Raw genomic sequence first — 14,206 nt, 5'->3', positions numbered from 1 at the left:
AGCCCCTCGTTCGTGTTGAGCGTATCACATTCTTCCCCTATTGTGAATATTCATTCGAGTTTGAGATAATAATCAACAGCGGACGCAGGCAGCCGCCTGGCAAGGGATTCGACGATGAGGACGACACCATGAAAAGCAGTACAGCGAAGCGGCACCATGCACCTCTCACCGCGCTCGGCGCAGCTAACGTCGTGTGGGCCGGCGGGTTCTGGGGCGCTGAGCTTGAGCGCACGCGGACCGTGACAGTGCCGGGCATGTGGGCCTCACTCAGCAACCCGGACGTCAGCCCGGGCTGGCGGAACTTCCTCATCGCAGCGGGCGACGCCGAAGGCCAACACGAAGGCCCGCCGTTCCTCGACGGGGACCTCTACAAGTGGCTCGAGGCCGCCGTCAGCCTCCTGGAGACGTCGCCCGACACAGCCCTCGAAGCAAGCATCAACGACATCGCAGCGAAAATCGCCTCCGTCCAGCGCGGCGACGGCTACCTCCACACACCAACGCGCATCGCCGAGCGCCACCACGAGCAGGCGCAGCCACTCGCAGACCGGTTCAACTTCGAGACGTACAACCTCGGCCACCTCATCACCGCAGGAGTACGCCACCACCGGGTTACTGGCAGCACCATCCTGCTCGACGCGGCCGAACGGGCCGCGGGATTCCTCGAAGACCTGGCCACCAACCACAAGGACCAGCTCGCACGCAGCGCAATCTGCCCCTCCCATTACATGGCGGTCATTGAGCTCTATCGTGCCACCGGAAATGAACGCTACCTTCGCCTGGCAGAGTCCTTCGTCGCCGTGCGGGACGACTTTGAGGGCGGCGACGACAACCAAGACCGGGTCAGGGTACGCGAGCAGAAAGTCGTGGCGGGCCATGCAGTCCGGGCCAACTACCTGTATGCCGGGCTGGCTGACCTTGTTGCCGAGACGGGCGACCAGGAGCTGACTGGAGTGCTCGAACGCCTCTGGAGGGACGTCGTCGACGCCAAGCTCTACATCACCGGTGGCTGCGGCGCGCTGTACGACGGCGCATCACCGGACGGCAACCCGGAGCAGGGCCAGATCAGCAGGGTGCACCAGGCCTACGGACGCCCTTTCCAGCTGCCGAACACCACTGCCCACAACGAGTCCTGCGCAAACATCGGCATGATCTTCTGGAGTGAGAGGATGCTGGCGCTCACCGGCGATGCGGCCTATGCCGACGTCATCGAGCGCATCGCCTACAACAGCCTCCTCTCGAGCATTAGCCTCGACGGCACGCGTTACTTCTACACCAACCCGCTCCGGCAGGTCCGCGAACTGCCCTTCCCCCTCCGTATGCCCGGAGAAACCGCCCTGCGCCCGGTGCCCGAGCCGCCGGCGTCGGACGAGCGCCTTCGCGCGGAATACATGAGCTGCTTCTGCTGCCCCCCGAACATCGCCCGCACCCTGGCCCAGTTCCATGAACGCGCGATGTCCACCTCGTCAGAAGGCCTGTGGGTCCACCTCTACGGCAGCGCCAACGTCCAGGTGGAGCTTGATGGCCGAGGATTCGGACTACAGGAAGTGTCTGAGCAACCTTGGGGGGAACGCATCGACTTCACCGTCACGTCGGTGACGGACGGCGGAATTCCGCTGAAATTGCGGATCCCCGGCTGGAGCGAAGGAGCCACCATCACCGTCAACGGCGAACCGGCGGCAGCGGGCGAACCCGGGACGTACGCCACGATCGACCGCGAGTGGCAAGCAGGCGATACCGTCTCCCTTGCCTTGCCGATGCCGGTCAAGATGGTGCGCGGACACCGTCTCGCTGAGGAAATCTCCAACCAGGTCGCGGTGACCCGCGGTCCGGTGGTGTACTGCCTCGAAAGCCAGGACCTCCCGGAGGGTGTCCTGTTAGAGCAGATCGCGCTGCGGCGCGGAACGGACTTCACCCCGGTGGAGCTCGACATCGACGGCCGCCGGATCGTTGCCCTTGAGTGCGAAGCGGTGGTCCTGCCGCCCGCGGCGAGCCAAGGACTCTACGCCGAGGTCGACGACGCCGAACTCGCCACGGCACGGGTGCGGCTGATTCCCTACTTCACCTGGGGCAACCGCGGAGCATCCGAAATGTCCGTCTGGCTCCCGCTGGCATGGTGACGAAAATGACCCCCACAGTGACGCCCGGCCTCGCCACGGATCAGTCCGTCAAGGAAGCGGTGGATGCGAAGCCACAGCACGTTGTTGCCACCTATCACATCGAGACATCACTCGATCTCCAGCACGCTGCGGAAGTACTTGCCGGCGAGCAGTCCACCGGTACGTTCATCAGGGTGGCACGGGAGTCCGACGACCTGCGCTCCCGATTCGCCGCCCAGGTTGTGGACCTTGAGGAGATCCCGCTGAATGGTTCCTCCCCGCTGCCCGGCGCCGTCGGCGATCCGGCCAAACGCCGCCGCGGCAGGGTCCGGCTCCGGTTCCCGCTGGCAAACTTTGGCCCCTCACTCCCCAACCTGCAGGCCGCCGTCGCCGGCAACCTGTTCGAGATCAAGGAACTCGCCGCGATCAAGCTGATGGACCTTGACCTTCCCGAGGCCTTCTCGGAGCGCTATCCCGGGCCCGCCTTCGGCGTGGAAGGAACCCGCCGGCTGATGTCCCGACCCGCCGGGGCGATGATCGGAACGATCATCAAGCCCAGCATCGGACTCAGCCCCGCGGAGCTCGCCGAAGTAGTGGCGGAACTGGCCAGTGCCGGCGTCGACTTCATGAAGGACGACGAACTGCAGGGCAACGGCCCCTCCGCTCCCTTGGCTGAACGCGTACGGGCAGTCATGCCGGTACTGCAGCGCCACGCCGACCGCACCGGCGTGATGCCGATGTATGCCTTCAACATCACCGACGACATCGGCCGGCTCGAAGCCAACCACGACCTCGTAGTCGAGGCCGGCGGCACCTGCGTGATGGCCTGCATCAACATGGTGGGCCTGGCCGGGGTGGAGTTCCTGCGCCGGCACGCTACGGTACCCATCCACGGGCACCGGGCGATGTTTGGGGCGATCAGCCGGTCGGACCAGCTGGGGTTCTCCTTCCGGGCATGGCAGAAGCTGGCCCGGCTGTCCGGCGTGGACCATCTTCACACCAACGGCATCAGCAACAAGTTCTACGAAAACGACGCCGAAGTGCTGGACTCGATCGCGGCGGTCCGCGAACCCCTCCTGGGGCAGACGTCCACAGTGCCTGTGCTATCGTCCGGACAGTGGGCGGGCCTCGCCCACGCAACCTATGCGGCCACCGGCACGGATGACCTGCTGGTTCTCGCCGGCGGCGGAATCCACGGCCACCCTGACGGGCCGGCCGCCGGGGTGAAGAGCATGCGTGCCGCGTGGGATTCCGCCGGACGCGGCGAAGAGATGGCAACAGCCCTCGCCGCTTCAGCCGAATTCCGCCGTGCCGCCGAGACGTTCGGAGCGCCACGTGGCTGACTTGCAGTTCGCCTTCTACGGCGACGATTTCACCGGGAGCGTGGACGTGCTCCTGCAACTCAGGCGGGCCGGGTGGACCAGCCGGCTTTTCCTGGGGCTCCCCGGCCCTGCCGAGCTTCGGGCAGCGGCCGAGGAGGTGGACGCCGTCGGGGTGGCCGGGGTGGCACGGTCCCTGCCAACGGGCCAGATTGAGTCCGAGGTGCGGCCGGTGCTTGAGGCACTCCGGGCGCTCCGGCCGCAGATCGTGCAGTACAAGGCCTGTTCCACGGCTGACTCGTCACCAACCGTCGGAAGCCTTGGCCGGGTCATCGAGATTGCCCGGGACGTGTTCGGTCCCGCTACCGTGCCGACCCTTTTTGCGCAGCCAGACTTCGGCCGCTACACGGCGTTCGGCCACCATTTCGCTGCGGAGGAGGGCCAGGTGTACCGCCTTGACCGCCAGCCGACGATGTCCCGGCATCCGGTGACGCCAATGCGCGAATCGGACCTCGCACTGCACCTCTCGCTCCAGACCCGCCTTCCCGTGGGCTCCATGCACCTTCCGGAGTACACGGATGCGCCGGACCTCGCTCGCAAGCTGGCGGAGCGGACCGAGGCCGCCACGGTCCTCGACGCTTTGACGGACGTGCACATTGAACTGGTCTCCCAAGCCGTCGTCGTGGCAAACTCACAATCCAACGCCCCGCAGTTCGTGATCGGCTCCGGCGGGTTCACCCGTGGCCTCGCGGCCGCTATCTCCCGCGGTGACGCTTCCCGGACGGACAGCGTCGATGAACTGAGGGCTGATGGACCGGTACTGGCCGTCTCGGGCTCCCAGTCACCCCAGACATCACGCCAAGTCGACCACGCCCGCCGCCGTGGATGGACAGTCCTCGCGTTGCCGGCACACGATGACGGTCCGCTGAAGGAGCACGTCATCACTGAGCTTTCAGCGGGCCGCAGCGTGGTGGTCACCACCGGCAGCCCTGCAGCATCCAGCGACGGCGGCAGCCTGGTTGAAACGCTCTCCGCGCGCCTGTCGGGTGTCATCGAAGCCGCCCTCCGCGAAGGCGGCGGCAGCCGGGTGATCGTCTGCGGCGGGGACACGTCCAGCCACGTCCTCCGGCAGCTCGGCGCCCGGTCCCTATCCATTGCGGCAAATCCGGTGGGCAACGTGGTCCTGTGCAGGGTTGCATCTCCCGCACCGTGGCTGGATGGCACCGAAATGCTACTCAAGGGCGGCCAGGTGGGTCCGGCGGACCTGTTCGAACTGATCCGCACCCTGGGTTCGGCGCCCAGGCCGCGCGTCGCACCCCTCACCTGAGCCAGTCCTCACCTTCGACCCTCGTCAGGCCGAGACCAGTTCCGCCCTACGCCTGGAAGCTCACGCTCCAGCTGGTCGCTTCGCGGGGAATCCGGTATTGGCCCGGGATGGATGGCCCGCACGCCGCGGATCCCAGGCCGAGCTGTGACTGGTCAACGTTCAACCAGACCTTGCCGGAATCGGCCAGGTCATGGGGATGACGGGCACGCTCAAGCGCCTCGCTGGTCCACCGCCGTGCCGTGAAGTCGAACAGCGGGTCCCCTTCAACGCGCAGGGTAGGCAGCCCGGCCCCTGAGGCCTCCAGCCACCGCGTTTCCACGTGGTTGCCGTTTTCCTGGGGTACCGGATAGCCCACCTGCAGGGCGTCGACACTCGACGCGAACGTCCCGACGGCGGCCGCCTCCCGGGAATCGGCGTACGACTCCCCCGGTCCGCGCCCAAACCAGCGCACCTCCCGGTAGGCGCCGGGCAGGCCAAGCCGGAGTCCCAGCCGTGGCAGGACGATGTCCCGGTGCTGGTACGGCGTATCTGCCCAAGGCCCCACAAAATCCACTGAAACCTCCAGCCGCAGCCCGGTGCCGTCCGCGGTCCAATCGAACAGGTACTCAATGGCGTGCGGGTGGGTGGCCGCGGCGCAGCGGCCAGCTACCCGGAGGCGTTCGCCGTCGGCCTCGATCCGGTCGGTGCGGTGTTGCATCCGGTCCATTCCGACGGCGGTCCATGCGGCCGCGAGGTTATTGTTGCCCCCCTGCCCGCGGTCATTTTCGGTGGGAGCCCGGTACACGTCGAGTTGCGGGCCGTCGAGCTTCAGTTGTCCGATCCGCGTGAGCTGTCCGGTCACCGCATCGAACGCCGCGTCGCCAAGCAGCAGTTCGCCACCGGGCAACGCGGGCTGCCTGCCCAACATCGCGCGCCCCGGCTCCACCGCATGCGGCCTTGGACGTATGGCCAACGCCCCCTGGGACCAAGCCACGATGTGTCCGGCCGGAGCCCACGCCGTGCTTTCCTTTAGTGCCGCCTCGACCGTAAGCCACCACTCGCCGGGTTCCTCAGCGGGGGCAACCGGGCGCTGCACCGTGACTCCTTCCCCTGCGGCGACGGCCGGGACGTCCAAAACGCCGGTGCCGCGCGGGGCGCCATCCAGTTCGAGTCGCCAGGTGAACATGAGATGGTGGAGCCCGATGGTGTCGTAATCGTTTCGGATCGAGATCGCCTCATCTACGGAGATCTCCACCGGCTGGAGCACCTTCTTCAGCTCGGCCAAGCCGGGCGACGGCGTCCGGTCCGAAAACACCAGCCCGTCCAGGCAGTAGCGGCCCCCGTTCGGGCGGTAATCAACGTCGGAGCCGTGCATGATGAACTCATGGTCAGCGGCATCCCGGTGTGTGAAGCCGTGGTCGATCCACTCCCACACAAAGCCGCCGCAGAACCTGTCGTGTGCCTTCAGGATGCGGTGGTAGTCCAGCAGCGAGCCGGGGCCATTGCCCATCGCGTGGGCGTATTCGCACAGCAGGAACGGCAGGGAGCGGCGGCGCGCGTCGTCGTCGTCGGTAATTCCCGCAGGCCGGGGATCCTCACGCCGGCCTATCTGCTCCAGCAGTTCCAGGGATGGGTACATCAGTGACGCGAAGTCCGAATTGCGGTAGCTGGGGTCGCGCTCGTAATGGAGGGGACGCGACGGGTCGCGGTCACGGATCCAGGCCTCCACGGCGTCGAAATTCCCGCCTACCCAGCTTTCGTTCGCCAGGGACCAGGCCACCACGCTGGGGCTGTTCTTATCCCGCTCCACCATGCGGCGCGTACGGTCGAGCATCGCCGGCAGCCAGCGGGGATCAGCCGGCGGGTTGCCCTCCCAGCCGGCGTAGATGAAGCCGTGCGTCTCCAGGTCCGATTCCTCCACCACCCAGAGGCCGTACTCGTCGCACAGCCTGATGAACTCCGGGTGCGGCGGATAGTGGCTGGTGCGTACCGCGTTGATGTTGTGCTGCTTCATCAGCATGATGTCGCGGACCATCGTTTCCCGGTCGAGCGTCCGCCCGGTGTCCGGATGGTGTTCGTGGCGGTTCACTCCCCGGAAGAACACGGGCTTGCCGTTGACGCGGAGGACGCCGTCGTCAATCGCAACCGTGCGGAAACCTATCCTCAACTCAACCGTCTCGCCCTCCGACGCGAGCGTTCCCCGGTACAACCGGGGCGATTCGGCACTCCACGGCTGCACGGGCACAGTGGCGGACTCGCCCGCGGCCATGCTGATCCCCAGTTCAGTAATCTCCACCCGGGCAGGGGCTGAGGCATCCACCCGGAGCGTGCCCTGCCCCGTCCGGTGGTCGAAGCCGGCGTGGACAAAGTAGTCCTCAATCGCGCCGCCGGGCCGTTCGATCAGCTCGACGTCCCGGAAGATGCCGGGCAGCCACCACATGTCCTGGTCCTCAAGGTAGGTGCCTGAGGACCAGCGATGGACACGCACGGCGAGTACGTTCTCGCCCGGAAGCACGGGGGCGTCGAATTCGAAAGGCAAACGGCTTCCGGTGGAAAAGCCAAGCTCCACGCCGTTAAGCCAAACCTTCGCACAGGAGTCCACTCCCTGGAACCGAAGCACGGCCCGGCCCCAGTCCTCGGTCACGTCGAAGACCAGCCGGTAGTCGCCCGTGGGGTTTTCGGTGGGGACCCGCGGCGGGTCAAGGGGCATGGGCAGTGCAGTGTTGGTGTACAGCGGGCCCTCGTCCGTGCCGCGCAGCGACCGGGCGGGTCCGCCGGCCAGGGGTGTGACCGGTTCCAGGACCCAGTGGGAGGGAACGCGGATGGTGTCCCAGCCGGTGTCGTCGTACCCGGGCTTGATAAATCCGTCGCCGGTGCCCGACGCCGTCGGCGACAGTTTGAACCGCCAGCTTCCGTTCAGGCTCAGGCGGCGTGCGTCGCTGACCGTATCCGCGCGGGGTTCGCGGCGACCGGACCCCGGGGGGAAGTCATCCCAATATCGGCGCATCTGCAGTCCCTTTCAGTCCGCAACGGCAGGTTGCGGGACCCGGCGGACGCGCAGCGCGAGCGCCTCGCCTTCAGGCAGCTGGACTGGTTCCGAGTCCGCGGCGAACGCATCATTTCGCTGGACGTCCGTCAGCTCAAAGATCCGGCCTGCCGGCTTGATGGTCATGTTCCATGTGTCGATCACGTCAACCTCGAAGCGGTCACCCACCTCCAGCTGGATTCCCATGCCCGTATTCGGCAGCCGGAACGTCCACGATGCTGGAGCTGAGCGCCCAAGATACTGGAAGTACTCTCGCCGGGGAATGCCGGCGACGAACGCCGCATCCCACCAGTTGTCGATGGGATCCAGGCCGTCTCCGTCCACGTCGTCCAGCAACTTCCGCAGGAAACCGAGCCGTTCCGGACTCTTCCCGCGCAGAAGGCCGCCCTCAACGATATGGAGGCTGCCGTCGTCGAGCACGAAGCTCTCGCCGTGGGAGGCATAGCAGCCCGACACGGCGCTGATCCAGAACTGGTGCACCAGTTCCCGGGCCGTGAGGTGCCCCCACCGCTCGGGGACGTCGCCCTCGTACTTGACCTCGTCGAGCACCACCGGCTTGCGGTAGGCGTCACGGAACAGCGAAGCGCGACCGAAGTCCTCGGTCGCTTGTCCGAGTTGGAGCGAGGCGTGCGTGACCCACGGCTGGTTGTAGTCATACAAGCGCATCCAGTTATGGATGGACCGCAGATGGCCGTGGGGATCGGTGGCTGCGAGCAGTTCCCCGGCCGCATCCCATCTCGCCGTGGGACGGTCCAGGATGTCGAACTCGTTGCAAAGCGACCACCACACGTTGGAGTAGGCGGAGAGCCGCGCGACGAGGTAGCGCAGGTACACGGCATCCTCGGCTTCGGTCAGTCCGTCGAGTCCGAAGCGGCCGTTGTCATAGGCGTTGTAGATCAGCACGTCGGCCTGGATCCCCCGGGATTGCAGAAGGACGACGGCGGCATCCAGACGCTGGAAGAAGGCCACCACCGGGCGGGTCACGTCGTGGCGGCCGTCGGCGCCGCGTTCAAACGGCAGCAGCTTAGGGAAATGTTCCACATAGCCGCCCGCCTGCGGAAAGACCATAAAGCGCAGTTTGCTGAAGCCGGCCGCAGCCAGTGAGTCGACCGTGGCCGCGAACCGATCCTCGGGCTGGTGCAGCCAGTTGTACACGGTGGCCCCGACCGGGCGGAACGGAGTGCCGTCTGCGTGGGCGAAATGGAACGTGCCGGCCACCCTGACCGGCCCGTGCTCCGCGGGTGCCGGGGCCGTTACGGTGACAGTGCCCGTCATTCCGGAAAGTCCGACGGCCTCCGAGCGTGTGCTCCAGGTCCAGCTTCCTTCCCGCTCCGGGGCGAAACGCACCACGTAGCGGTTTGCGCCGTCCCAGAATCCAGGCACTCTCTTGACCTCCCCGGACTCGTGCTCAAAGGCGGTCCAGAACGGCACACGATCCGCAGGAACTGGTTCGTCCGGTCCGGCCAGTACTACCTCAAGCACCGCGTAGCAGGGGTGCGTCATGGGGTGGTCCTTTCAGGTGGGGATTGTGCGCTCCGGAATGCGGGAGGGCGGTTCTTGAACCGTATCAACAGATAATCCCGCGAAACAAGGGTCTAAGAGCGAAACTCTTGAAACGTGTCAAGAACTGCGGAATGATGGGCAGGACACGGCACATATTCCCCACCTCCCAGCTTCCGCACATCCGGACGCGGGCCGAGAGGCCCACCCATCAGGAGTCTTTATGAGCATCACCGTTGGTACACCAACGTTCGAACACCACCGCCAGGCCCTCGGCACCGGCGTCGCCACGCCGCGGCTCTCCTGGAAAACCCAGGCGGCGGCCGGCTGGACGCAGGCATCCTACGAAGTGCGGGTGGAACGCGGAGGCACCGTTTACACCTCACCATCCTTCGGCTCCACCGATTCAGTCCTACAGCCCTGGCCCTCCCCGCCACTCAGCTCCCGCGAGCAGGCAACCGTCAGGATCCGTGTCACGGGCGCCGACGGAACCCGCTCGGAGTGGAGTGAACCGGGCACCGTGGAAGCGGGGCTGCTGGAACCCGGCGACTGGAAGGCCATGGCCATCGGCGCCGGCTGGGAGGAGGATCCGGCGTCGGACGAACGGCGCCCGCCACTGCTGCGTCGGGAGTTCACCGTGCGCGACGACGTCGCCTCCGCGCGCCTCTATGTCACCGCCCATGGGCTCTACGAAGTCGAAATCAACGGCCGGCGGGTGGGCGATGACGCCATGTCGCCCGGCTGGACCACCTACAACCGACGGCTCCGGTACTACACCTACGACGTCACCGGGCACCTGGCCTCCGGCGCCAACGCTATTGGATCCTGGCTTGGGGATGGCTGGTACCGGGGGCGGCTGGGCTGGTACGGCGGTTTCCAGAACCTCTACGGCACAGATCTCTCGCTGCTCGCCCAGCTTGAAGTCCGGTACCGCGACGGCTCGGTGGACGTCATCGCCACGGATAGCTCCTGGCGGGCGGCCCCCGGCCCGATCGTGCGCAGCGGAAACTACGACGGCGAGCTGTACGACGCACGGCTTGAGCTCGATGGCTGGTCCCGGCCGGGATTCAACGACGCCGGCTGGCACGGCGTCGTCGCAGCACACCGCGATCCCGGCACGCTCGTGGCTCCGGAGGGACCCCCGGTCAGATGCACGCAGGAGGTAGCCCCTGCGATGGTTATGACCACACCAAGCGGCAAGAAGGTCCTCGATTTCGGCCAAAACCTCGTGGGCAGGCTCCGCATCCGGGTTTCCGGCGAGGCGGGGAACTCTGTCCTCATCCGCACCTCAGAGGTGCTGCAGGAGGGGGAGCTCTATACCCGGCCGCTGCGCAGTGCGAAGTCAACCGACGAATACGTCATGGCCGGACGGCCACTGGAGGAGTGGGAGCCCCGGTTCACTTTCCATGGGTTCAGGTATGCGGAGGTCAGCGGCTGGCCCGGCGACCTCGAGGCTGCCGTTGCCCGCGGCGACATCAGCGCCCGCGTCTACCACACCGACCTCGAGCGCACGGGCTGGTTCGAGACCTCGAACGCGAGCGTCAACCGGCTCCATGAGAACGTGGTCTGGAGCATGCGGGGAAACTTCCTGGACATCCCCACCGACTGCCCGCAGCGGGATGAACGCGTCGGCTGGACCGGCGATATCCAGGTGTTCGCACCGACCGCATCGTACCTCTACGACGTCTCCGGCATGCTCTCCAGCTGGTTGAAGGATGTGGCCGCGGAACAGCTTCCGGATGGAACGGTGCCTTGGTACGTCCCGGTCATTCCGGCGCACAAGATGTGGACTCCCATCCGCCCCGGCGCGGCCTGGGGTGATGTCGCGACGTTTACGCCGTGGACTTTGTACGAACGTTTCGGCGATCCCGGGATCCTGGTTGCGCAGTACGACAGCGCGAAACGCTGGGTGGAACTGGTGGAGCGGCTTGCCGGGCCGGACCGGCTCTGGAATGAAGGATTCCAGCTGGGCGACTGGCTCGATCCCTCCGCCCCGCCGCATGATCCGGCCGATGCCCGCACCGACCGCTACCTTGTGGCCACGGCGTATTTCGCCCGCTCCGCGGATCGCATGGCCCGGATGGCAGCGGTCCTGGGCCGGTCCGAGGACGAGGAACGGTTCGCCCGGCTGGCCGCGGATGTCCGCCGCGCGTTCGCGGCCGCCTATGTCCGCCCTGACGGAGCCATGACCAGCGATGCCCAGACCGCCTACTCGCTGGCCATCGGTTTTGAGCTGCTGCCCAACGCCGGGATTGAGGCGGCGGGGCGCCGCCTCGCCGAACTCGTAGAGGAGGCCGGGCACCGAATCGCCACTGGTTTCGTGGGTACGCCGCTGGTCTCCGATGCCCTCACAGTCACCGGACATGCAGACTCCGCCTACAGCCTCCTCCTTGAGGAAGAGGCGCCCTCCTGGCTGTACGCCGTCATGCAGGGCGGCACCACGATCTGGGAACGCTGGGACAGCATGTTGCCCGATGGCACAGTGAACACCGGCAAGATGACCTCGTTCAACCATTACGCCCTGGGAGCCGTGGCCGACTGGCTCCATCGCGTGGTGGCCGGCCTGGCGCCGGGAGCGCCGGGCTACCGGCATATCGTTTTCCAGCCGCAGCCTGGCGGTGGGCTCAAGCATGCTTCCGCGGAACATGAGACGCCGTATGGGCGGGCGGCCATCGCCTGGAAGATCGACGGCGGGAGCCTGCGTGTGGACGTCACGGTGCCCACGGGTGCGACGGCGACAGTGCAGCTTCCCGGGTGCGACGCCGTGGAGATCGGGAGCGGTGCGCATCACTTCGAAAGTGCGGCAGCCGCCGTCGACCGCGTTCCCCTGCTGGTCCAGGAAGCCTCCGCGATGTAGCAGCCTCAGGCGAGCGTGGAGGCCCGGACCATCAGTTTCGGCTTGAAGATAATCTGCTTGGCAGATTCGGTGTCCTTGGCAATGGCCGCTTGCAGGAGATCCACCGCCGCGATGCCGAACTCCTCGTGGGGAGCCCTGACCGACGTCAAAGGGATCACCGAGGCTTCCGCGAACTCGATATCGTCATACCCGACCAGGAAGATGTCGGCCGGTATGCCCAGCCCGTTATCCACCACGAGTCCGTGCATCAGGCCCAGAGCCAGGAGGTCGTTGGCGGCGAAAATCGCCTCGGGCCGGCGCTCCGGGGATCGCTTGGCGATCTCAGCTGCCACCTCCCGACCCACGGCAAGGGTCCGGCTGCCGACGTTGATCACCTCAAGGGTGGCATCGACGCATTCGCGCACCGCACGGCTGGCACCCTCGATCCGGTCCGAGATCTGCGACACTCCCAAAGGCCCTCCGACGAACGCGATGCGCCGGGCCGACTGCTCGATGAGGTGCCTGGCTGCCAAGTATCCGCCCAACTCGTCGTCCACTGACACGGACGGCTGTTCGCTGGCCAGCGCGCGCTGCCCCACGAGGACGCTGGGAGTGCCAAGCCTGCGGATGTGGGCCAGCCGGTCCTCGATAGGACCATGCGATGCCACCAGCAGCCCCCGGACGCGGTGAGCCTGGAACATTTCCAGATAGGCGTCTTCCCGCTCCCGGCTCCTGTTGGAGTTGGCCAGGAAGACCGAAAGTCCGTCGGCTGCGGCACGCTGCTCCACGCCCTCGGCAATAGTGGCAAAGAAGGGGTTGCTGATGTCCGGGGCAATGTAGGCGATGGTTGCACTGCTGCCACGGCGGAGCTGCGATGCAGCGTCATTGCGCACAAAGCCCAGTTCGTCGATGGCGCGCTGGATGCGCTCACGTTTTTCCAGAGACACTTTGTCCGGATGGTTGATGAAGTGCGAAACAGTGCCTTGCGCCACCTGCGCGAGCGCTGCGACTTCCCGGATCCCTACCCTTGAGGCCATGGCTTAGTAGAACTCGACGGTGTTGACCCGGTTCCGGAGGGGCTCGCCGTCCAGAAGCCGTGTCGCATTCGTGGCGAATAGCTCGGCGATGAGCCGCTCCTCGTTGCCGTTGATTGCCGCGGCGTGCGGACTGACGAGGACGTTCGGCATTTCCCATAGCGGGCTGTCCACCGGAAGCGGCTCGGTGTCGAAGACATCGAGGGCGGCGAAACCGATCCTGCCTTCAGCAAGGGCCTCAACCAGGGCTGGCTCATCCACGGTGGTTCCCCTGCCCACATTGACGAGCGTGGCTCCCGGCTTGACGCTTTCCAGCACCGTTCGGCTGACAACCCGGTGTGTCGCCGTCGTGCTTGGAAGGCAGAGAACGATAGCGTCCGCCCCGGCTACGGCCTGAGCAAGCTCTTCCATGGGGACGATCAGCTCAACCCCCGACACCTCGACCTGCCTGCGGTGGGCACCGATGACCCGCGCACCCAGTGCCGCCAGCTTTCCCGCCACGGCCCTGCCGATGCCCCCAAGGCCCACCACAAGGACGGTGGCGGAGGACATTTGGCTGAGCGTGCGGCGCTCACCCCAGGTCCGGTTCCGTTGATCGTTCTGGATCCTGGCAAGATCCTTCATCCCGGCCAGGACACCAAATACTGCGAACTCGGCGAGGGGCTGCGCGTGGACGCCGCCCGACGTTGTGAAGGCGATCCGCTCCAGTTGCTCCTGGCTCAGGTTGGCAGCGCGCACCTGGCCGCCGCCTCCAGCAGGAGTGGTGTGGACCCACAGCAGCCGTCGATTCGCCTCAACCGTGCGCTTGAGCTGCGATGGCGACTGGTCCGGTACGCCGTACAGCGCGTCTGCAGAGTCGATCAGCTTCTCGAACCGGGCCTGCTCTTCCGCGGTGCGCGTGAAGCTTTCGTCGCCCCGGTGGTCGCCGGGATGGCCCTGGGGCGGGAGCAGCGCCTGGTCGCGGACCATCTCCACTCGAGGCTCGGTCCGCTCAATGAGCTCGCACAGTTCCTCGGGCAGGGGTGTGGGCACAACAACACGGAGCGTCTTCATGGGTCTACTGTAATTG

At 66.4% G+C, this 14,206-nt stretch carries 8 protein-coding genes; 4 read left to right on the top strand and 4 right to left on the bottom strand.

Annotation, left to right across the window (positions count from 1 at the left end; genetic code table 11):
• Positions 1-128 precede the first annotated feature (128 nt).
• The 3 genes from V9L17_RS03900 to V9L17_RS03890 are packed head-to-tail and all read left to right on the top strand — an operon-like array spanning position 129 to position 4,742.
• Entirely contained in the window at positions 129-2,117 is a 1,989-nt protein-coding gene (locus V9L17_RS03900) for a glycoside hydrolase family 127 protein (protein ID WP_337350544.1), read from the top strand.
• 5 nt (positions 2,118-2,122) lie between these two features.
• Positions 2,123-3,439 (top strand): RuBisCO large subunit C-terminal-like domain-containing protein, encoded by a 1,317-nt coding sequence (locus V9L17_RS03895; RefSeq protein ID WP_337350543.1) that lies wholly within the window; start codon positions 2,123-2,125, stop codon positions 3,437-3,439.
• The gene (locus tag V9L17_RS03890; RefSeq protein ID WP_337350542.1) at positions 3,432-4,742 is read left to right on the top strand and encodes a four-carbon acid sugar kinase family protein; all 1,311 of its coding nucleotides are present in this window, start codon (positions 3,432-3,434) and stop codon (positions 4,740-4,742) included. The genes V9L17_RS03895 and V9L17_RS03890 overlap by 8 nt, the downstream gene beginning before the upstream one ends.
• Before the next feature lie 46 nt (positions 4,743-4,788).
• Here V9L17_RS03890 and V9L17_RS03885 read toward each other — a convergent pair whose 3' ends face one another.
• The gene (locus V9L17_RS03885) at positions 4,789-7,728 is read right to left on the bottom strand and encodes a glycoside hydrolase family 2 TIM barrel-domain containing protein (protein WP_337350541.1); all 2,940 of its coding nucleotides are present in this window, start codon (positions 7,726-7,728) and stop codon (positions 4,789-4,791) included.
• Between the two features lie 12 nt (positions 7,729-7,740).
• The gene (locus tag V9L17_RS03880; RefSeq protein ID WP_337350540.1) at positions 7,741-9,270 is read right to left on the bottom strand and encodes an apiosidase-like domain-containing protein; all 1,530 of its coding nucleotides are present in this window, start codon (positions 9,268-9,270) and stop codon (positions 7,741-7,743) included.
• 220 nt (positions 9,271-9,490) lie between these two features.
• Between V9L17_RS03880 and V9L17_RS03875 the strand changes: the two genes are divergently transcribed.
• Entirely contained in the window at positions 9,491-12,124 is a 2,634-nt protein-coding gene (locus tag V9L17_RS03875) for a glycoside hydrolase family 78 protein (RefSeq protein ID WP_337350539.1), read from the top strand.
• A 5-nt stretch (positions 12,125-12,129) separates the two neighbouring features.
• On the opposite strand, the gene V9L17_RS03870 is transcribed toward V9L17_RS03875, so the two are convergent.
• Both V9L17_RS03870 and V9L17_RS03865 read right to left on the bottom strand, forming a co-directional pair.
• Positions 12,130-13,140 (bottom strand): LacI family DNA-binding transcriptional regulator, encoded by a 1,011-nt coding sequence (locus V9L17_RS03870; protein WP_337350538.1) that lies wholly within the window; start codon positions 13,138-13,140, stop codon positions 12,130-12,132.
• Between the two features lie 3 nt (positions 13,141-13,143).
• A complete protein-coding gene (locus V9L17_RS03865) occupies positions 13,144-14,190 on the bottom strand; it encodes a D-2-hydroxyacid dehydrogenase (protein WP_337350537.1) in 1,047 nt (348 codons plus the stop codon).
• Between the last annotated feature and the right edge of the window lie 16 nt (positions 14,191-14,206).

The organism is Pseudarthrobacter sp. CCNWLW207, assembly GCF_037203945.1.
In the GTDB taxonomy this organism is placed as follows: domain Bacteria; phylum Actinomycetota; class Actinomycetes; order Actinomycetales; family Micrococcaceae; genus Arthrobacter.
The sequence above is the reverse complement of the archived record's forward strand: the minus strand, read 5'-3'. Positions and strand labels throughout refer to the sequence as shown.